Source organism: Lysobacter auxotrophicus (genome assembly GCF_027924565.1).
GTDB classification, from domain to species: Bacteria; Pseudomonadota; Gammaproteobacteria; order Xanthomonadales; family Xanthomonadaceae; genus Lysobacter_J; species Lysobacter_J auxotrophicus.
Map to the genome: position 1 here is coordinate 1,292,644 of NZ_AP027041.1, position 19,474 is coordinate 1,312,117.

At 68.5% G+C, this 19,474-nt stretch carries 16 protein-coding genes; 3 read left to right on the forward strand and 13 right to left on the reverse strand.

The genetic code is table 11. The annotated features are described in order from the left end of the window. Positions 1–119 precede the first annotated feature (119 nt). From lpxA to pyrH, 11 genes are all read right to left on the reverse strand, one after another. Positions 120–905: an acyl-ACP--UDP-N-acetylglucosamine O-acyltransferase gene (gene lpxA, locus LA521A_RS05845; protein WP_281781388.1), complete on the reverse strand. Its 786-nt coding sequence runs from the start codon at positions 903–905 to the stop codon at positions 120–122. Between the two features lie 4 nt (positions 906–909). Further along, a complete protein-coding gene (gene fabZ / locus LA521A_RS05850) occupies positions 910–1,365 on the reverse strand; it encodes a 3-hydroxyacyl-ACP dehydratase FabZ (protein WP_281781389.1) in 456 nt (151 codons plus the stop codon). Positions 1,366–1,520: 155 nt separating this feature from the next. Beyond that, positions 1,521–2,534: a UDP-3-O-(3-hydroxymyristoyl)glucosamine N-acyltransferase gene (gene lpxD, locus LA521A_RS05855; RefSeq protein WP_281781390.1), complete on the reverse strand. Its 1,014-nt coding sequence runs from the start codon at positions 2,532–2,534 to the stop codon at positions 1,521–1,523. An 8-nt stretch (positions 2,535–2,542) separates the two neighbouring features. Next, positions 2,543–5,029 (reverse strand): outer membrane protein assembly factor BamA, encoded by a 2,487-nt coding sequence (bamA, locus tag LA521A_RS05860; protein ID WP_281781391.1) that lies wholly within the window; start codon positions 5,027–5,029, stop codon positions 2,543–2,545. A gap of 98 nt (positions 5,030–5,127) precedes the next feature. Continuing rightward, the gene (gene rseP, locus LA521A_RS05865; RefSeq protein WP_281781392.1) at positions 5,128–6,492 is read right to left on the reverse strand and encodes an RIP metalloprotease RseP; all 1,365 of its coding nucleotides are present in this window, start codon (positions 6,490–6,492) and stop codon (positions 5,128–5,130) included. Between the two features lie 42 nt (positions 6,493–6,534). Next, positions 6,535–7,701, reverse strand: a complete 1,167-nt coding sequence (locus tag LA521A_RS05870; RefSeq protein WP_281781393.1) for a 1-deoxy-D-xylulose-5-phosphate reductoisomerase — start codon at positions 7,699–7,701, stop codon at positions 6,535–6,537. Between the two features lie 53 nt (positions 7,702–7,754). Beyond that, positions 7,755–8,606: a phosphatidate cytidylyltransferase gene (locus LA521A_RS05875; RefSeq protein ID WP_281781394.1), complete on the reverse strand. Its 852-nt coding sequence runs from the start codon at positions 8,604–8,606 to the stop codon at positions 7,755–7,757. Then, on the reverse strand, positions 8,603–9,370 hold the full coding sequence (uppS, locus tag LA521A_RS05880; RefSeq protein ID WP_281781395.1) for a polyprenyl diphosphate synthase: 768 nt from the start codon (positions 9,368–9,370) through the stop codon (positions 8,603–8,605). The genes LA521A_RS05875 and uppS overlap by 4 nt, the downstream gene beginning before the upstream one ends. A 21-nt stretch (positions 9,371–9,391) precedes the next feature. Then, complete coding sequence (gene frr, locus LA521A_RS05885; RefSeq protein WP_281781396.1) at positions 9,392–9,949, reverse strand: ribosome recycling factor; 558 nt, start codon at positions 9,947–9,949, stop codon at positions 9,392–9,394. Positions 9,950–10,058: 109 nt separating this feature from the next. Beyond that, positions 10,059–11,066, reverse strand: coding sequence for a cation diffusion facilitator family transporter (locus LA521A_RS05890; RefSeq protein WP_281781397.1), 1,008 nt, complete (start codon positions 11,064–11,066; stop codon positions 10,059–10,061). Between the two features lie 213 nt (positions 11,067–11,279). After that, entirely contained in the window at positions 11,280–12,005 is a 726-nt protein-coding gene (gene pyrH / locus LA521A_RS05895; protein ID WP_281781398.1) for a UMP kinase, read from the reverse strand. 230 nt (positions 12,006–12,235) lie between these two features. Between pyrH and LA521A_RS05900 the strand changes: the two genes are divergently transcribed. The 3 genes from LA521A_RS05900 (at position 12,236) to LA521A_RS05910 (ending at position 17,059) form a co-directional block, all read left to right on the forward strand. After that, positions 12,236–13,096: an RNA polymerase sigma factor gene (locus tag LA521A_RS05900; RefSeq protein ID WP_281781399.1), complete on the forward strand. Its 861-nt coding sequence runs from the start codon at positions 12,236–12,238 to the stop codon at positions 13,094–13,096. Further along, positions 13,093–14,073: a FecR family protein gene (locus tag LA521A_RS05905; RefSeq protein ID WP_281781400.1), complete on the forward strand. Its 981-nt coding sequence runs from the start codon at positions 13,093–13,095 to the stop codon at positions 14,071–14,073. The genes LA521A_RS05900 and LA521A_RS05905 overlap by 4 nt, the downstream gene beginning before the upstream one ends. Positions 14,074–14,215: 142 nt before the next feature. Beyond that, entirely contained in the window at positions 14,216–17,059 is a 2,844-nt protein-coding gene (locus LA521A_RS05910; RefSeq protein ID WP_281781401.1) for a TonB-dependent receptor, read from the forward strand. Between the two features lie 521 nt (positions 17,060–17,580). Here LA521A_RS05910 and tsf read toward each other — a convergent pair. Together tsf and rpsB are read right to left on the reverse strand one after the other, a co-directional pair. Continuing rightward, on the reverse strand, positions 17,581–18,462 hold the full coding sequence (tsf, locus tag LA521A_RS05915) for a translation elongation factor Ts (RefSeq protein WP_281781402.1): 882 nt from the start codon (positions 18,460–18,462) through the stop codon (positions 17,581–17,583). 132 nt (positions 18,463–18,594) lie between these two features. Beyond that, complete coding sequence (rpsB, locus tag LA521A_RS05920) at positions 18,595–19,401, reverse strand: 30S ribosomal protein S2 (protein WP_281781403.1); 807 nt, start codon at positions 19,399–19,401, stop codon at positions 18,595–18,597. Positions 19,402–19,474 lie beyond the last annotated feature (73 nt).

The following is a 19,474-nucleotide window of genomic DNA, read 5'->3' on the forward strand; positions in this document are numbered from 1 at the left end:
TGGACGCTTGGCCTGAAGGGGCGCGGAAACTCCCTTTATCCGCTCTTGTAGCCCGGGTAAGCGAAGCGCACCCGGGGGCTGTCACGCCAATCCCGGGTGCGCGACCCGGGCTAACGCATTCAGCGCAGCAGCGGCTTTTCGCCCGCGTCGATGAACTCCAGGAACGCCCGTGCGTCCTCGCTGTCCGCCGCGAGGTCGGCGAGCTTGGCGCGCGCGTCTTCCAGCGAACCGCCCGACATGTACACGGCGCGGTACGCGCGCTTGATCGCGCTGATGCGGTCGGCGTCGAAACCGCGGCGCTTCAGGCCTTCGCTGTTGATGCCGCGCGGCCGGCCGTAGCCGTCCTGCGCGATCATCAGAAACGGCGGGACATCGCCGTTCACCAGTGCGCCCATGCCGATGAACGCGTGCGCGCCGATGCGGCAGAACTGATGCACGCCGGCGAAGCCCGACAGGATCACGTGGTCGCCGATGGTGACGTGGCCGGCAAGCGTGGCGTTGTTCGAGAACACGCAGTGGTTGCCGACCATGCAGTCGTGCGCGACGTGCGTGTAGGCGAGGAACCAGTTGTCGTGGCCGATGCGCGTGATGCCGCCGCCGGTGCCGGTGCCGCGGTTGATCGTGGTGAATTCGCGGAACAGGTTGCGGTCGCCGATTTCCAGCTCGACGCGCTCGCCGTGGAATTTCTTGTCCTGCGGCTCGCCGCCGATGGCGCAGTGGCCGATGAAGCGGTTCTCGCGGCCGATGCGCGTCGGCCCGTGCACGCTGCAATGCGGGCCGAAGGTCGTGCCGTCGCCGACCTCGACGTCCGCACCGATGTAGCAGAACGCGCCGACCTCCACGCCGTCGCCCAGTCGGGCACCGGCTTCGACGACGGCGCTGGGATGGATGCGCGGCGCGGCCATGCGCTCAGCCCTTCGCTTCGGCGCAGACCACTTCCGCGCAGGCGACCTGCTCGCCGTTGACGCTGGCGATGCCGGTGTAGATGGCGACGTTGCGGATCACGCGCTTGAGCGAGACTTCCAGGTCCAGCCGGTCGCCCGGCACGACCATCTTCGAGAACTTCGCGTTGTCGATCTTCACCAGGTAGAACAGGCGTCCGTCGGCGGTGCTGTTGTTGGACAGCTGCGTGAGCACGCCGCCGGCCTGCGCGAGCGCTTCGACCACCAGCACGCCGGGCATCACCGGATGGCCCGGGAAATGGCCCTGGAAGTACGGCTCGTTCGCGGTCACGTTCTTGTACGCCAGCACGCGCTTGTTCGGCTCGAACTCCACCACGCGATCCACCAGCAGGAACGGATAACGGTGGGGGAGCAGCGTCTGGATCTGCGTGACGTCGAGCGGGAGTTGCACGTTGTGGCTCATGGTGATCCTTGGCAGCGCATCCCGCGCGTCGATGGCCGCGCGTCGTGCGCGACGTGGTTCAGGTGCCGGGCGACCCCGGCTTTTCGTGAGGGCCGAATCGTACCGCGACTGGTGCGCGGACGCCCGGACGGCCGGGTATGGCCCAGCAGGGCCGGTCAGTCTGTGCCGCGGCCGACGCGACGCGCGAGCGCGTCCAGTTGCTTGAACCGTGCCGCGTTCTTGCGCCAGCTGCGGTTGTCCATCAACGGCGTGCCGGAGGAATACTCGCCCGGCTCGCGGATCGAACTGGTGACCAGGCTCATCGCCGTGACGATGACCTTGTCGCAGATTTCCAGATGCCCCAGCACGCCGGCGCCGCCGCCGATGAGGCAGTACCGGCCGATGCGCGCGCTGCCGGCCGCGGCCGAGCAGCCCGCCATCGCGGTGTGCGCGCCGATGAAGACGTTGTGGCCGATCTGGATCTGGTTGTCGAGGCGAACGTCCTCCTCGAGCACGGTGTCCTCGATCGCGCCGCGATCGATGCACGTGTTCGCGCCGATCTCGCAGTCGTCGCCAACGACCACGCCGCCCAGCTGCGGCACGTTGAGCCAGCGGCCGCCTTCCATGGCTAGCCCGAACCCCGCCGCGCCGAGCACGGCGCCGGGATGGATCACGACGCGCTGGCCGAGCCGGACGCGCGCGACGAGCGTGACCCGCGCGATGAGTTCGGTTCCCGCACCCACGACGCAGTCCTCGCCGATCACGCAGCCCGGCCCGACGATCGCGCCGGCGTCCACGCGGCTGCGCGCGCCGATGCTGACGAACGGGCCAATGTGCGCGGACGCGTCCACGCTCGCGGTGGAATCGATGACGGCGGACGGGTGTACGCCGGCCTCGCGCGCGGGGCGCGGCTCGAACAGCGCGGAGATCTTCGCGAACGCGGCGTAGGGATCGCGCGCGATGAGCGCGGTGCGGTCGTAGTCGGCGGCATCGTCCTCGCGCATGACGACGACACCGGCCTGGCTCGACGCGAGCTGCCCGCGGTATTTCGGATTGGCGAGGAACGCCAGCTGCGAGGCGCCGGCGCGCGCGAGCGTGCCGACCCCGTCCACCGGCACGGCGCCGTCGCCGTGCAGGCGCAGGCCGAAGCGCTGCGCCAGTGCCTGCGCGGTGTATTCGACGGACGCCATCGGCGTCGTCAGAACGTACCGCCGAACGTGAACTGCAGGCGCTCGAGCTCGTCGCCTTCGGTGATCACGTTGCCGTTGGCGTCGCGCACGGTGTCCTGCTTCTTGATCGGGAACGCGTAGCTGATCGAGATCGGACCCATCGGCGAGCGCCACATCAGCGCGATACCCGTCGACATGCGCAGGTCGCCGGCATCGAACGCGTCGTAGTCCTTGTAGACGTTGCCGACGTCGAAGAACGCCGAGACGCGCGCGGCCGGCGTATCGAGCAGGGTCGGGAAATACATTTCCAGCGAGCCTACCGTCTTGAACGCGCCGCCGATCGGCTGCAGGTAGTTCGGGTTGCCGGCCGGGGCGTCGCGCGGACCCAGCGTGTTGTCGGTGAAGCCGCGCACCGAACGCACGCCACCGGCGTAGAAGTTCTCGAAGAACGGCAGGCCGCTGGCCGTGATGGTGCGGATGAAATCGTCATCGCCCTCCACGCAGCTGTAGTTGCCTGCGGTCCTGCAGAGGTTGCGCGTCTTGTCGTTGCCGTAGCTGTCGCCGTAACCCAGTTCGGCGCGCGTGTTGAGCACGAAGTGGCGCGACAGCGGCCAGAACTTGGAGATGTTGTAGTTGAGCTTGTAGTACTCGGCCGTGGAGCCGGGCAGCGTGGTTTCCAGCCACACGCGCTGCTGCATGCCGCGCGTCGGCGTCAGGTAGCTGTCCAGCGAGTTGCGGCCCCAGCCCACCTCGGCACGCCACGCGTGGAAGGTCTGGCGATCCATCGCGAGCACGTAGTCGACGATGCTCGCCGGCGTGGAGCCCGGGAAGACCAGGATCTCGTTGGTGTCCACGCCCAGCATCGCCGTGACCGTGTCGGTCTCGGTGATCGGCAGGCCGAACACCGCCTGCGCGGCGCCGCTGTTGGTGGAGTACTGCGCGGTGTTGAAGTCGGAGTAGTCGAGTTCGCGCCACCACAGGTTGTAGCCCAGCGACAGACCGTTGTCGGTGAAGTACGGGTTGCGGAACGAGAAGTCGTAGCGCTGCATGTAATCGTTGCGCTGCGCCTGCACCGACACCTGGTTGCCGCTGCCCAGGAAGTTGGTCTGCGACAGCTGCACCTGCGCGGTGAGGCCCGACAGCTGCGAGAAGCCCAGGCCGAACACGAAGCTGCCGGACGTGGTTTCCTTGAGGTTGTAGACCACGTCGACCTGGTCGTTGGTGCCCGGCACCGGCACGGTCTCGACGTCGACGCTTTCGAAGTATCCGAGCTGCTGCAGTCGGATCTTCGAACGGTCGATGGCGGCCTGCGAGTACCACGCGCCTTCGAACTGGCGCATCTCGCGACGGATCACTTCGTCGCTGGTGCGGCTGTTGCCCTTGTAGGTGATGCGGCGCACGTTGACGCGCGGGCCCGGCACGACCTGCATGTTGATGCCGACGGTCTTGTTCTCGCGGTTCACGTCCGGGATCGGATTGACCTGCGCGAACGCGTAGCCGACGTTGCTGAGCGTGTTGATGATCGCGTCGGAGCTGATTTCCAGCAGGCGGCGCGAGAAGATCTGGTCGGGCTTGACCAGCACCAGGCGCTCGATCTGCTCCTTCGGCAGGATCGTGTCGCCGGTGACCTGCACACTGGCGATCTTGTACTGGTCGCCCTCGGTCACGCCCGCGGTGAGGAACATGTCCTGGCGGTCGGGGCTGATGGAGACCTGCGTGGAATCCACGCTGAAATCGACGTAGCCGCGGTCCAGGTACCAGGAGTTGAGCTTTTCCAGGTCGCCGGAGAGCTTCTCGCGCGAGTACTGGTCGTCGCGGCGGTACCAGCTCAGCCAGTTGTGCTCCTTCGACTCCCAGGTGTCGAGGATGTCCTTCTCGTCGAACTTCTCGTTGCCGATCAGGTTGACGTGGCGGATCTTGGCCGCCTTGCCTTCCTTCACCGCGATGGTGATGTCGACGCGGTTGCGGTCCAGGCGCGACACCGTCGGGGTGATCTCGACGTTGTACTTGCCGCGGTTGTTGTATTGGCGCGTCAGTTCCTGCGTCACGCGGTCCAGCGCGAGGCGGTCGAAGGTGTCGCCTTCGGAAAGCCCGGCTTCCTTCAGGCCCTTGAGCAGGTCTTCGGTCTTGATGTCCTTGTTGCCGGTCAGCGTCAGCTTGTTGATCGCGGGACGCTCCTGCACCGTGACCACGAGGATGTCGCCCTGGCGGCCGACGTTGACGTCCTCGAAGAAGCCCGTCTTGTAGAGCGCGCGGATCGCTTCGCCGACCTGCGAGGCGTCGATGGTGTCGCCGCGCTCGATCGGCAGGTAGGTGAACACCGTACCGGCGGAGATGCGCTGCAGGCCGTCGATGCGGATGTCGCTGACGGTGAACGAACCGACGGACGCCGACGACTGCGGCGAGCCTGCCAGGGCGAACGGATCGGCCGTCTGCGCCAGTGCGGGCAGGGCGGTCGAGCCCATCGCCGCGATCAGGGCGAGGGCGAGCAGGCGGCGGGGCGGCGTTGGCGTCATTGATACGTCCGGTTGAGGGTCGTGTTGGCCCGGAGCCGGGCGTTGGTTCGAGGCGGGAGTCGCTGTTGGAACAGGTCGGCGCACGCAGGTGTCCGGCATCAGCGCACCAGGTTGTTCATGATGTCGTTGTAGAACGCCAGGCCCATCAGGCCGGCGATCAGCGCCAGGCCCACGTACTGCCCGGCGGCCATCGCTCGCTCGCTGACCGGGCTGCCCTTGACCAGCTCGATAAGGTAATACAGCAGGTGACCGCCGTCCAAGATCGGGATCGGCAGCAGGTTCAGGATGCCCAGGCTGAGCGAGAGCATCGCCAGCATCTGCAGGAACCACGCGGCGCCGTGCTGGGCCGACATGTTCGCCGCGCGCGCGATGGTGATCGGGCCGGCGACGGTGTTCTGCACCGACACGCGACCGGTGAAGGCGCGGCCGATCATTGCGAACAATTCGTGCGCCTGGTGGGCGCTTTCGCGGAATGCGGCAGGGATCGCGTCGATGGGGCCGTAACGCAGCACCGCATCCTTTGCCGGTTCCGGCGGGATCGCCGCCGCCACGCCCAAGCCCCAGTAATCCTGGCCGGTCTGCGCATGCTTCATGCGCGAGGGCGTGATCTCCAGCGCCAGGCGATCGCCCTTGCGCTCGACTTCGATCATCGCCGGGCCGCCGCGCTGGCCCAGCGTCTGCACGCGCGGGCCGATGTCGTCCCACGCGACGACCGGCTGGCCGTCGATCGCGGTGATGCGGTCGCCTTCGGCCAGCACGCCCCACGCCGGCGTGTCCGGCGCGACGCGGCCGACGAGCGGCGGCACCAGCAGGTAGCGCGGCGTCAGGCCCATCACCTCGACCGCGCGTCGCTCGTCGAACGTGGCGGGAAGATCGGACAGGCGAAGTTCGCGCGTGGCTTCGCTGCCCGAGTCGGTGCGCACGCGCACCGTGGTGTCGGCATGGTCGAGCGCGGCGGGGATGAGGGCCATCACCGCTTCGCTCCAGGTCGGCGTCTGGCGATCGCCGACGGCGAGGATCGTGTCGCCCTGGCGCAGGCCCGCCGAGGCGGCGATGCCGGTGGCGTGGCCGACGACCGGCGCGTAGTCGGCGCGACCGGCGACGAACATCGCCCAGAACAGCGCAACGCACAGGATCAGGTTCGCGACCGGACCGGCGATGACGATCGCGATGCGCTTCCACACGGACTGGCGGTTGAACGCCTGCGGCAGCAAGGCGTCGGGCACGATGGATTCGCGCTCGTCGAGCATCTTGACGTAGCCGCCGAGCGGGATGGCCGCGATCACGTACTCCGTGCCGTCCTTGCCGCGGCGCATCCACAGCGGCTTGCCGAAGCCGACCGAGAAGCGCAGCACGCGCACGCCGCAGCGTCGCGCGACCCAGTAGTGGCCGAACTCGTGGAACGTGACGAGCACGCCGATCGCGACGATCAACCACCAGATGGAGCCGAGGAACTCACTCATGACGATGCGGGCTCAGGCCATTGGGGATCATGCGCGTCGCGATCATGCGCAGGCGGCGACGGCCTGTGCGGCGTGGCGTCGTGCCAGTGCATCGGCATCGCGCAAGGCCGCCAGCGACGTCGCCGGGGTGGAGGGGAGCGCGGCGAGGGTGTCCTCGACCAGCGCGGGTATCGCTAGGAAACCGATGCGGCGCTGAAGAAACGCTGAAACCGCGACTTCGTTGGCGGCGTTCAGCACGGCTGGCGCGGTGCCGCCCGCGCGAAGCGCCTCGAACGCCAGGCGCAGGCAGGGGAAGGCGTCCAGGTCCGGCGGTTCGAAATCCAGCCGCCCGTGCGCGAGCATGTCGAGCCCGGACACGCCCGATTCGATGCGTTCCGGCCAACCGAACCCCACCGCGATCGCGGTGCGCATGTCCGGCAGACCCAACTGGGCGAGGGTGGAGCCGTCGACGAATTCCACCAGCGAGTGCACCAGGCTCTGCGGATGCACCAGCACCTGGATGCGATCGCCGTCCACCCCGAACAGGTGGTGGGCCTCGATGACCTCCAGCCCCTTGTTCATCAGCGTGGCCGAATCGACCGAAATCTTCGGACCCATCGACCACTTCGGGTGGGCGATGGCCTGCTCGGGCGTGACGTCGCCGAGTTCGTCGCGACGACGGCCGCGGAACGGACCACCCGACGCGGTGAGCAGGATGCGGCGCAGGCCGGCGTGCGCGTGCGCGTCCGGCAGGCACTGGAAGATCGCGTTGTGCTCGCTGTCCACCGGCACGATCGTCGCGCCGCCGGCATGCGCGGCCTGCATCAGCAGTTCGCCGGCGAGCACGAGCGATTCCTTGTTCGCCAGCAGGATGCGCTTGCCCGCGCGCGCGGCCGCGAGCGTGGACGGCAGGCCTGCCGCGCCGACGATCGCCGCCACGACGGTGTCGCATTCGTCGCTGGCGACGAGCTGCTGCAATGCGTCGTCCCCGCAATGCGCCTGCGTTTGCAGGCCGGCATCACGCAGGCCATCACGCAGCGTGGCGAAGGCGGTTTCGTCCGCAATGACGGCGTGGGCCGGACGGTGCGTGCGGCACAGCTCGACCAGCGCCGCGGCGTTGCTGCCGGCGGCGAGCACGGTGGCCTGCAGGCGATCGGGATGGCGGGCGATCACGTCCAGCGCGGACGTGCCGATCGAGCCGGTGGCGCCAAGGACGGCGACGCGCCGCATGTCAGTGCACGCTCATCGAAGGATCGCGATCGTCGGGATGGGAGACCATCGGATCAGAAACCAAAGAACGCCTTGCCGACCGCGAACACCGGCAGCGCGGCGAGCACGCCGTCGATGCGATCGAGGATGCCGCCGTGGCCGGGAATCAGATTGCCCGAGTCCTTTACGCCGGCATGCCGCTTGAGCAGGCTTTCGAACAGGTCGCCGACGACCGAGAACAGCACGGCGACGAGCGCCACCAGCGCGACGGCCGGCAGCTGGTTCGGCGATGCGCCCGCGATCAGCGCGAACCCGATGCCGACCACGATGCCGGCGAGGACGCCGCCCATCAGGCCTTCGAGCGTCTTGTTCGGGCTGATGCGCGGGGCGAGCTTGCGCGGACCGAACAGCTTGCCGCCGAGCTTCCGGCCGGCAAAGTAGGCGCCGCTGTCGGCAGCCCAGACGATCGCCAGCGCGGTCAGCAGCCAGCGGTGGCCGTTGGGCTGGCTGGCATGGATCCAGGCCAGCGCGCACCACGCCGGAATGACGCTCAGCGCGCCGGCGGCGAGCTTGAACACGCGTGCGTAGGTGTCATGGTCGCTGGCGAATTCGTAGCGGCCCAGCCACGCGAGCGCGAGCAGCCACCACACCACGCCGACCACGGAGGCGAGCTGGAACAGCACCATGCTGTAGGCCGTCGTCGAACGCGAGGCCCAGACGATGGCGACCATCACCGCGAGATTGGCGACCAGCAGCACCGTGCGGGCGAGGGTGTCCTCGATCTCCGCCAGGTCGAACCACTCCCACAATCCCGCCAGGAACAGCACCGCCGCCACCGCGACCATCCAGGGCGTAGGCAGCAGCAGGATCGCGGCGATCGCGACCGGCGCCATCACCAGCGCGGCGAGCAGGCGGGTTCGTGTCATTCGGAAATCTCGTTGGTCGGGGCCGGCGCGACCTGCGCGCCGGTGAGGCCGAAGCGGCGCTGGCGGCCGGAGTAGTCGTCCAGGGCGCGCTGCAGTGTGGCGGCATCCAATTCGGGCCACAACAACTCGGTGAACCACAGCTCGGTGTATGCCAGCTGCCACAGCAGGAAGTTGCTGATGCGCGTTTCGCCGCCGGTGCGGATGAACAGGTCCGGCGGCGGAAGTTCGGCCAGCGACATGCGCGAGGCGAGTGCGCGTTCGTCGACCTCGTCCGGGTCCAGGTGGCCGGCGGCCACGTCGCGCGCGAGCGAGCGCGCGGCCTGCGCGATGTCCCAGCGCCCGCCGTAGCTGGCGGCGATGGTCAGGTGCAGGCGGGTGTTGGCGCGCGTGCGGTCCTCGGCGGAGGACATCTGGCGGCCGATCGCATCGCTGAAGCGCTCGCGCTCGCCGATGAAGCGCACGCGCACGCCGCGGCGGTCGAGCTCGTCGACCTCGCGTTCCAGCGCGCCGAGGAACAGCTTCATCAACGCGCCGACTTCGTCTTCGGGACGGCCCCAGTTCTCGCTGGAAAACGCGAACAGCGTGAGCGCCTCGATGCCGCGTTCGAGGCAGAAGTCGATGCACACGTTGACCGCGCGCGCGCCGGCGCGATGGCCGATGGCGCGCGGGCGACGACGACGCTCCGCCCAGCGCCCGTTGCCGTCCATGATGACGGCCAGGTGGCGCGGGGTGCGTGCGTTGGCGGTGGCAGGTTCGGAGGACATGGCGCGACGGGGTCTGACCCGTCAGACGGCCATGAGTTCCTGTTCCTTCGCCTTGACCACGTCGTCGACGTCCTTGATCGCCGAGTCGGTGATCTTCTGGATCTCGGTTTCGGCGCGGGCCACGTCGTCCTCGGTGACCTGCTTTTCCTTCAGCAGTTCCTTGACCTGGTGGTTGGCATCGCGACGGATGTTGCGGATCGCCACCTTGGCGTTCTCGCTTTCCGAATGCACCAGCTTGGACAGCTCCTTGCGGCGCTCTTCGGTCAGCGCGGGCAGGTTGAGGCGGATCACGGTGCCGGCGGTGTTCGGCGTCAGGCCGAGGTCGGAGGCGAGGATCGCCTTCTCGACGGCGCCGACCATCTGCTTCTCCCACGGGGTGATCGTCAGCGAGCGCGCATCGGAGATGGCGACGGTGGCGACCTGCGAGAGCGGCATGTCGGAACCGTAGTAGTTCACTTTCAGGTGATCGACCAGCGCGGTGGTCGCGCGCCCGGTGCGGATCTTGATCAGGTCGTGGCGAAACGCTTCGACGCTCTTGGCCATGCGGGTCTGTGCGTCTTTCTTGATGTCGTTGAGCATCGCCGGCTCCGGTCCTGTTGCGGTAATCGCGGGATTATATAGGCGGCCGCGCATCCTCGCCCGGGCCAGCGCGGTGGCGGGGCGTGAGCGCGTCGTTCAGGCGGCCGGTTCAGTGGGCGTGATCGTGGTCGCGGTCGTGCGGGTGGGCGTGGGCATGCCCGTGATCGTGGCCATGATCGTGGTCGTGACCGTGCGCGCCGTGCGGGGCGCGGTCGTGGCGGTCGTGTTCGCACGCGCGGCCCAGCTCGACCTGCAGGGTCGGGTGGTTGATGCCGAAGCGCTGGTCGAGTTCGCGGTTGAGGCGATCGATGAAGGCGTCGTGGTCGACGGCGGCATCCGCACCGGCCATCGGGCGGACCAGGTGCGCGGTCATGGCGATCTCGCCCGCGCCCAGCGACCAGATGTGCAGGTGGTGCACCGCCTGCACGCCCGGCTGCAACGCGAGGAACGCCTGGACATCGGCCTGGCGGATGCTCGGCGGCACCGCGTCCATCGCGGCGTTGAAGGCATCGCGCAGCAGGCCGAACGCGCCCACCGCGACGACGACGCTGACCAGCAGAGCGATCGCCGGGTCCAGCCACTCCCAGCCCAGCCACCACATGCCGGCACCGGCGATCACCGCGGCCAGCGATACGGCGGCATCGGCGATGAGATGGAGGAACGCGCCACGGCGGTTGAGGTCCTGCTCGTGGCCCTCGCGCACCATCCACGCGGCGCCGAGGTTCACCGCGATGCCGATGGCCGCGACGACCATCACCGGAAGCGCGGGGATCTGCGGCGGCGCATTGAAGCGGCGCACCGCTTCCCACGCCAGTGCGCCGGAGAAACCCACCAGGAGCACGGAGTTCGCAAGCGGCGAAAGCAGCGTGGCGCGTCGCCAGCCGTAGGTGTGGCGGTCGGTCGGTGCGCGCCTCGCCAGGACCGCCGCACCCCAGGCCAGGCCCAGGCCGAGCACGTCGCCGAAGTTGTGGAGCGCATCGGACAGCAGCGCCAGCGAGTTGGTGGCGAAGCCGTAACCCGCCTCGAGCGCGGTGTAGGCGAGGTTGATCAGCGTGACGGCGGCGAAGGCGCGCGTCGAGCTGATGGCGTGGTCGTGGTGGTGGTGTCCGTGGCCCATGCGCTCAATGGTGGCATGGGCGATGCGGCGGACTCTATTACAGCGCCCCTGGGCTGCGCCCTGTGCTTGTGCTCCCCAAGGGTTGCTTCGCAAACCTCGGGTCCCGCTGCGCGCTCCCATACGCCCATTCGCACCTTCGGTGCGAATTCGCCCCCTGACTTAGGGGCTGAGAGGCGCCAAGCCGGCGGCTGGCAAGCGCCCGGTTGCCTTGATTCAGCCGTTGCGCCCCTGCACCAGCGTGCCGATGTGCTCGCCGCTGAGGATTTTCAACAACTGGCCCGGCTGGCCCATGTCGAAGATGCGCAGCGGCAGGTCGCTGTCGCGGCACAGGGCGAAGGCGGCGGTGTCCATCACCTGCAGGTCGCGGGCGATGACCTCGTCGTAGCTGAGCTTCTCGAAGCGCACCGCGTCGTCGTGCTTCTTCGGGTCCTTGTCGTACACGCCATCGACCTTGGTCGCCTTCAGCAGCAGGTCGGCGCCGATCTCGATCGCCCGCAGCGCAGCGCCGGAATCGGTGGTGAAGAACGGATTGCCCGTGCCGGCGGCGAAGATCGCGATGCGGCCCTTCTCGAGGTGGCGGATCGCGCGGCGACGGATGTAGTCCTCGCACACGTCGTTGATCTTGATCGCGCTCATCACGCGGCACTTGGCGCCGAGTTTCTCCAGCGCGTCCTGCATGGCGAGCGCGTTGATGACCGTGGCGAGCATGCCCATCTGGTCGCCGGTCACCCGGTCCATGCCGCCGGCCGCCAGGCCGGCACCGCGGAAGATGTTGCCGCCGCCGATCACCAGGGCGACCTCGGCCCCGGCCTGCTGCGCTTCGATCACCTCGCGGGCGAGGCGGCCGATCATCTTCGGGTCGATCCCGTAATCCTCGTCCCCCATCAGCGCCTCGCCGGAAAGTTTGAGCAGGACACGGCGATAGGCGAGCTGGGACATGGGGGCCTCGGTGGTGAGTGGGCAAACGGCGGGATTGTACGGGATCAGGTGTCTGCGCCGCGGTACGCCGGTTTCGCGCGTGGCGCGTGCCCGGACACGGAAGGCGTCGCCGCGCGGCGCGTGAAGACCCGGCGGAAGCGCATCCCAGAGGCGATGGGAACCGCGTCGCAGAGCTGAACGCACGCCACGGCGGCGGGTGGGGTAGGGCAGCCCCCTCGCGTTGATCAGGCATGGACGGACGCCCGTACAACGCGCTCGCGACAGACCCGGCCGGCCAGGAGGCGGCCGGGGCCTCCGCATGGGCGGCGCGCGCATGCTACAAATCCGCATTGCGCCAAGCGCTGTCCGGTGTTGAGGGCTCGGTTTCCGACGCGGAGGCCGGCTGGGAGTGGGGCGATCCGGACGGTGCGCAACCCGATGTCGCCCCCGCAGGAGCCGCCGGTCCCTACCATGCGTTCGAATCGTTTTCGGCCTTCGGGCTGGCCCTGCCGTCCGGCGAGGCGATCGCCATGACCCCGTCGGGCGCGATGCGATCCAGCCCGCAGGACGACGACGCGCACGCGGCCATGGGCGCGGGCGACTTCGACCGGTTCCTGCGCGACCACCGCCCGTTGCTGGTGGCGTGGCTCAGCCGCCGCATCGGCGAGGACGACGCGCAGGACGTGGCGCAGGAAGCGCTGGTGCGCCTCATGCGTTACCGCGAGCAGCCGTTCGAACAGCTGCGACCGCTGATGTACCGCATCGCCATCAACGTGATCCACGACCGCGGACGTCGCGATTCGACGCGACAGGTGTTCGCGCACGTGAGCCTGGACCAGGATTTCGTCGGCCTCCCGTCGCTGGAGCCCGCGCACGAGACGCGCATCGAGCACGAGCAGGAGCTGGCGCTGGTACGCGCCGCCATCCTGCAACTGCCCGAGCGCTGCCGGCAGGTCTACCTGCTCAACCGCATCGATGGCCTGAGCTACAGCCAGATCGCGCAGCACTGCGGGATCTCGGTGAAGGCCGTCGAAAAACACATCGGAAAGGCGCTGTCGCTGCTTCGTTCGAAGCTCAGGCGTGAAGGCGTCGATCGCGAGGAACGCACATGAACACACGGACGTGGCAGCCGGCCGACGGCGAAGCCGAAGCGTGGATGGCGCGCCTGATGGCGCCCGACTGCACGCCGGCGGATCGGGCGGCCTTCGAGGAATGGCTCACGCAATCGCCGCGGAACATCGAGGCGTGGCTGGAAATGGAACGCGTGCAGGCGCTCTCGGCGCAGTTGCGCTCGGACGAGATGCTGCGCGCGGCGACGCGCGCGATCCGCCGCGCGCCGGCCAGGCCGTTCAACGCGTGGCTGCCGGCGGCCGCCGCGGCCGTACTGGTCGTCGCCGTGGCGGCGATCTGGTGGCGCTACGAGCCCCGCACCGCCGCCGTTGCGCAGCAGTACGCCACCGCCATGGGCGAGCAGAGTGAAGTGACGCTGGCCGACGGCACGGTGGTGCTGCTGGACACCGGCACGCAGCTCACGGCGACGTTCGATTCGCGCGAGCGCCTCGTCGTGCTCGAGCGCGGCCGCGCGCAGTTCGTCGTCGGCCACGATGCGCAGCGCCCGTTCCTCGTGAAAGCCGGCGCGGGCACGATCCGCGACATCGGCACGACGTTCCAGGTCGCGCATCGCAACGATGCAGTCGACGTGGGATTGCTCGAAGGCCGGGTGGACGTCACCGCGCGCAACGGCGGCGGCGTCGCCACCTTGTCGCCCGGCGAGAAGGTGAGCGTGGATGCCTCCGGCCGCCTTGGCGCCAAGGCGCCGCTGGATCTGGTGAGCGCGCGCGCCTGGCCCCAGGGCGACCTGGTGTTCAAGCAGCGCCGCCTGGACGAACTGCTGACGGAAATGAACCGCTATTCCAAGCAGCAGGTCCGGCTGGCCGATCCGTCGATGGGCGGCCTGACGGTCAGCGGCGTGTTCCACGCAGGCGACCAGGACGCGCTGGTCGCGGTGCTGGAACGCGGCTGGTCGCTGCGCGCCGAACGCCGCGGCGCAGACGAGATCGTCCTGCATCGTCGCGTCGCGGAGCGTTGATCGGCGCCGCGCGCACGACGGGGCGATCGCCGGCGCAGCGGGCAAATGGCGCAAAGTCGCTGAATCGTTAAGCAAACGTTGCGCGGCGCGGTCGCGCTCTCTATCGTGTGAGCAACTTTCACGTTGACTCGCGCAAGCACCAATGGCCAGGAAGTTCCGACTCGCCCTCGCCATTGCCGGTGCGCTTTCCGTCGCCTGCGCGGGCGCGACGCCGGCGTTCGCGGCGCAATCCGCGCCGGCCGCATCGATCCGCTTCGTGATTCCCGCCGGGTCGCTCGACCAGGCATTGCAGTCCCTCGCCACCCAGGGCCGCGTGCAGTTGATGTACGCGCCGGCGCTCGTCGAACAACGCCATTCGTCCGGCCTGCAGGCCGATCTGTCGCCCGCGCGCGCGCTGGAGATCCTGCTGCGCGACAGCGACCTGCACGCCGTGCAGGTCACGCCGAACACCTACCTGATCGAACGCGCACCGTCGCCCGACATCGGGCCGCCCACGCCCGCGCCGGTGCGCGAGCCGGTCGAACTGGCGACGGTCGAAGTCACCGGCACGCACATTCCGCGCGCGTCGATCGACGTCGTCACGCCCGCGCCGCTGACGCGCATCAATCGCGCGCAGATCGAGGCGAGCGGCTACCAGACGGTGTTCGAGCTGCTGAGCTACCAGCCCGGCATGATCAGCCACCACCCGGTGGACGTGGCGACCGACGGCAGTTTCAACTCGCAGCAGCCGTTCGCGGCCGCGGCGACGACGAGTCTCTACGGTCTCGGCCCGCGGGCGACGCTGATCCTGATCGACGGACGGCGTGTGGCCAATTACGGCTTGGCTTCGGCCGACCTCGGCGGCCTCACCGATCTCAACGGCATTCCGCTGACGATGGTGGATCGCATCGAGGTGATGCGCGGCGGCGCGTCGGCCATCTACGGCGCCGATGCGATGGCCGGCGTGATCAACATCATCCTGAAGAAGGAGCAGGAAGGCGGTGAGGTCACCGTGCGCTACGGCCTGTCCGAGCGCGGCGACGCCGAACAGCGGCGCGTGTCGCTCAGCTACGGCGAAGCGACGCAGCGCGGCGGCAACTTCTTCCTCGGCGCGGACTACTTCCATCGCGACGCATTGCAGGGCGATGAGCGCGACTGGCGCACGGCCGACCGCAGCGACGAGGGCCTCGCAGACCGCCGCATTCCGCTGGGTTATTTCAGCCTGTTCGACCTGGCGATCATCCAGCCCGCGTGCCCGGACGACGTGCGCGCGGCGGAAAACGGCTGCTACCTGGACGTGCCGCGGTACCTCACGCTGCAGCCGGAGATGGAGAGCGCGTCGGTCTACCTGCGCCTGCGCCAGCCGCTGGGCGGCACGCTGGAGTTCGACGGCTCGCTGCGCCTGGGCCAGGTCCGCCAGAGCCTGCAGGCGGCGCCGTTGTACGGTGGCGTCGCGATGCCGGAAGTGCATCCGGACAATCCGTTCCCCGACATTCCGATCCAGCTGGACTACGCGTTCTTCGACGTCGGTCCGGTGCGCAGCCGAAGCGATTCACGGACCGCCGACCTCGATCTGGGCCTGTCCGGCCTGTGGGGCGACTGGGAGTGGCGCGCCGGGGTCTCGCATCATCAAAGCCGCGTCGACAACCTGATCGACGGGCTGATCAGCAACGCCGCGCTGTCGCAGGCGCTGGTCGATTTCAGCTACCGCTTCAACTCGCCCGACAACCCGCCCGAGGTCCTGCGCGCGCTGTCGCCGCGCGTGGAAGCCGAAGGCGAAGCGCGCTTCGACCAGTTCACCTTCGCGGTGAACGGTGCGTGGTTCTCGCTGCCGGGCGGGGACGCGCAGACGGCGCTCGGCGTGGAATGGTCGCGCGATGCGCTACGCAACGAGCCCGACCCGCGCATGCTCGACGGCGACATCGCGCTGGGCGCGCAGAAGAGCCGCCTCGACGACAGCCAGACCAGCGCTGCGTTCTACGCCGAAATGAGCCTGCCGGTCGCGACGTGGCTGCACGCCGACCTCGCATGGCGCATCGACAGCCGGCAGGGTTACGGCAGCGAGTCCTCGCCGATGTTCGGCCTGAAGTGGACGCCGCTGGAGTCGCTCACGGTGCGCGCGACATCCGCCACGGGCTATCGCGCGCCGTCGCTGTTCGAACTGCGACGACCCAGCATCGCGGGCGGCACGTTCGAAGTCGTCGAAGCGACGCCGGCGGTCGCGCCGTGCGCGATCCCGACCAGTTTCATGGGCGTGGATTACTGCATCGTCACGCACGGCGCCGTCGAAAACCCCGACATCGCGCCGGAAACCTCGCGCAGCCACACGCTGGGACTGGTGTGGGCGCCGACGCAGTCGTTCGACGTGAGCCTGGACCGCTTTCGCATCCGTCGCCGCAACGAGATCGTCACCACCAATGCGATCGCCGATCCGGCTGCGTTTCCGCTGTCGCTCCAGCGCGACAACGAGGGACGCCTGATCGCGGTGAACGACTACTTCACCAACGTCGGCCGCACGCAGGTCGACGGCTGGGAACTGCAATCGGAATACCGGCTCGATACGACATCGGCAGGGCATTTCACCTTCCGCCTTGCCGCCAGTTATCTCCAATCGCTGACGCGGAAGGTGAGTCCGGACGCACCGGAACTCGATTACGCCGGCCACGGTTCGCCGAAGCGCTCGGTGCTTGCGGGACTGGAGTGGTTGATCGGCGACTGGATCGCCACGCTCAACGTGCACCAGCTCGGCCCGGTGGAGATCGCGTCGCCCTCCGGAACGTGCCCGACGCTCAACGCCGCGGCAGGCCGCTGCCGCACGCCGTCCTCGACGACCGCCGACATGTACCTGGCGTACGTCGGACTTCCGCATTGGCGCCTGTCGCTCAACGTCGACAACCTCACCGACCGCGAGCCGCGCAACTACGACCCGTTCAAGGGCGGCTACGACATCGCCTACGACGACCCGCGTGGCCGCTACTACCTGCTGAGCGCGGCGTACCGCTTCTAAACCCCGAAGGCGCGCTGGTGCTCGTGTAGCCCGGGTAAGCGGAGCGCACCCGGGGAATTCCTGGCGCGTCGGCCGCCTTCCCGGGGGCGCTTTGCTTACCGGGGCTACAAGTGCCGGGGCATTCCCGACGGCTGGGCGTCACGACGCCTCGCGCCCATTCAGCCCGCGACTTCAAAAAAATGTCGTAGCCGGGGTAGGGGGGATGGAACGGGGGCGCGTTATGGATTGCGAAGAGGGATCAGGACGACGGATACGGATGTCTCCGCGCCACGGATGGCGCACTTCTTCGGCGGTCCATTTGGGCGGCCACGACTCATGCGTACCAGGAGGGTGCGTACTTGGCGGGAACCACGGGACTCGCCACCGGATCGAAGCGGACCCTGCCGCTTAGGTCCCTTCTGGGGAAGCCCCGGACGGCTTCTCCAGACCTTCCCCCGGCGGCGCCGCCTCTCCCCCGCGCCGCAGAAACGGAAAAGGCCGCGATCGCTCGCGGCCTTTTCTCTGTCCGAAGGACCGGTGGCTTACGCCAGGCCGGCCTGCTTCATGACTTCGGCGGCGTAGTCTTCCACCACCTTCTCGATGCCTTCGCCGACGGCCAGGCGCTGCATGCTGACCACTTCGGCGCCGGCGGCCTTCAGGACCTGCTCGACGGTCTGGTTGGTGTCCAGCACGTACGGCTGGCCGTACAGCGTGACCTCGTTGACGATCTTGGCGATCTTGCCGCTGATGATCTTCTCGAGGATGTCGGCCGGCTTGGCCTTGTCCTTGTCGGACATCTTGGCCAGCTCGATTTCCTTTTCCTTCGCGACGAAGTCGGCCGGGACGTCCGACGCCTTGATGTGCGGCGGGTTCATCGCGGCGACGTGCATCGCCAGGCCGCGGGCCAGTTCGGCGTCGCCGCCCTTGACCTCGACCAGCACGCCGATCTTGCCGCCGTGCACGTAGGCCGCGACGTTGTTGTTGCCGTCGACCAGCGCGATGCGACGCACCTGGATGTTCTCGCCGAGCTTGGCGATGGCGGCGGCGCGGGATTCCTCGACCGTCTCGCCCGAGGCGAGCTTGGCGGCCTTGACGCCTTCGACGTCGGTCGCGCCGGAGGTCAGCGCGGCGTTGGCGACGGCGTTGGCGAAGGCGAGGAAGTTCTCGTCCTTGGCGACGAAGTCGGTCTCGGAGTTGATCTCGACCAGCACGGCCTTGCCGCCGTTCTGGGCGACGGCGATGCGGCCTTCGGCAGCGACGCGGTCGGCCTTCTTGTCGGCCTTGGCCAGGCCCGACTTGCGCAGCCACTCGGCCGCGGCGTCGATGTCGCCGTTGTTTTCGACGAGTGCCTTCTTGCACTCCATCATGCCGGCGCCGGTGCGCTCGCGCAGATCCTTGACCAGGGAAGCGGTGATTTCTGCCATGGGGGTACCTCTGAATGGTGTAGGGCGGGCAGGGCCCGCCTTTTCGATTCCGGACGTGCGCGGGGCGTAACCCGGCGCACGCGAAAACTCGGATGCGGCCGCGCAGCTTGGCGCGGCCACATGACGCGGTCCTTACTCGGCCGCTTCGGCCTTCTTGCCGGCAGCCTTCTTGGCCGGGGCGCGGCGCGGAGCCTTGCCTTCCTCGCCCTCGGCGGCTTCGGCGAAGTCTTCCTCGCGGACCGACGCGGCCGACGGAGCGGCAGCCTTGCCTTCCAGCACGGCGTCGGCGGCGGCGCGGGCGTACAGCTGCACGGCGCGGATGGCGTCGTCGTTGCCCGGGATGGCGTAATCGACCAGGGCCGGATCGTAGTTGGTGTCGACGACGGCGATGACCGGGATGCCGAGCTTCTTGGCTTCCTTGATCGCGATGTCTTCGTGGCCGATGTCGATCACGAACAGCGCGTCGGGCAGGCGGTTCATGTCCTTGATGCCGCCCAGCGAGGCTTCCAGCTTGTCGCGCTCACGGCGCAGGCCCAGCACTTCGTGCTTGACCAGCTTCTGGAAGGTGCCGTCGGTCTCGGCCGCTTCCAGCTCCTTCAGGCGCTGGACCGACTGCTTCACGGTGCGGAAGTTGGTCAGCGTGCCGCCCAGCCAACGCTGGTTCATGTACGGCATGCCGCAACGCTCGGCCTCTTCCTTGATCGCCTCGCGCGCGCTGCGCTTGGTGCCCAGGAACAGGATCATGCCGCGCTTCTGGGCGATGCCCGAGATGAAGTTCATCGCGTCGTTGAACAGCGGAACGGTCTTCTCGAGGTTGATGATGTGGATCTTGCCGCGGGCACCGAAGATGTACGGACCCATCTTCGGGTTCCAGTAACGGGTCTGGTGGCCGAAGTGGACGCCGGCTTCGAGCATCTGGCGCATGGTGATCTGGGGCATTGCTTAACTCCAAGGCAGTGGAACCGGCCGCCCGCGTGACAAGGCACGGTGTGGGGGCGGTGCCGCCGGCAGG

What these genes read in the sequence shown, in the direction of transcription:
- lpxA (WP_281781388.1), bottom strand. Translation starts at nt 905, where the DNA reads ATGGCCGCGCCGCGCATCCATCCCAGCGCCGTCGTCGAAGCCGGTGCC.
- fabZ (WP_281781389.1), bottom strand. Translation starts at nt 1,365, where the DNA reads ATGAGCCACAACGTGCAACTCCCGCTCGACGTCACGCAGATCCAGACG.
- lpxD (WP_281781390.1), bottom strand. Translation starts at nt 2,534, where the DNA reads ATGGCGTCCGTCGAATACACCGCGCAGGCACTGGCGCAGCGCTTCGGC.
- bamA (WP_281781391.1), bottom strand. Translation starts at nt 5,029, where the DNA reads ATGACGCCAACGCCGCCCCGCCGCCTGCTCGCCCTCGCCCTGATCGCG.
- rseP (WP_281781392.1), bottom strand. Translation starts at nt 6,492, where the DNA reads ATGAGTGAGTTCCTCGGCTCCATCTGGTGGTTGATCGTCGCGATCGGC.
- LA521A_RS05870 (WP_281781393.1), bottom strand. Translation starts at nt 7,701, where the DNA reads ATGCGGCGCGTCGCCGTCCTTGGCGCCACCGGCTCGATCGGCACGTCC.
- LA521A_RS05875 (WP_281781394.1), bottom strand. Translation starts at nt 8,606, where the DNA reads ATGACACGAACCCGCCTGCTCGCCGCGCTGGTGATGGCGCCGGTCGCG.
- uppS (WP_281781395.1), bottom strand. Translation starts at nt 9,370, where the DNA reads ATGTCCTCCGAACCTGCCACCGCCAACGCACGCACCCCGCGCCACCTG.
- frr (WP_281781396.1), bottom strand. Translation starts at nt 9,949, where the DNA reads ATGCTCAACGACATCAAGAAAGACGCACAGACCCGCATGGCCAAGAGC.
- LA521A_RS05890 (WP_281781397.1), bottom strand. Translation starts at nt 11,066, where the DNA reads ATGGGCCACGGACACCACCACCACGACCACGCCATCAGCTCGACGCGC.
- pyrH (WP_281781398.1), bottom strand. Translation starts at nt 12,005, where the DNA reads ATGTCCCAGCTCGCCTATCGCCGTGTCCTGCTCAAACTTTCCGGCGAG.
- LA521A_RS05900 (WP_281781399.1), top strand. Translation starts at nt 12,236, where the DNA reads ATGGACGGACGCCCGTACAACGCGCTCGCGACAGACCCGGCCGGCCAG.
- LA521A_RS05905 (WP_281781400.1), top strand. Translation starts at nt 13,093, where the DNA reads ATGAACACACGGACGTGGCAGCCGGCCGACGGCGAAGCCGAAGCGTGG.
- LA521A_RS05910 (WP_281781401.1), top strand. Translation starts at nt 14,216, where the DNA reads ATGGCCAGGAAGTTCCGACTCGCCCTCGCCATTGCCGGTGCGCTTTCC.
- tsf (WP_281781402.1), bottom strand. Translation starts at nt 18,462, where the DNA reads ATGGCAGAAATCACCGCTTCCCTGGTCAAGGATCTGCGCGAGCGCACC.
- rpsB (WP_281781403.1), bottom strand. Translation starts at nt 19,401, where the DNA reads ATGCCCCAGATCACCATGCGCCAGATGCTCGAAGCCGGCGTCCACTTC.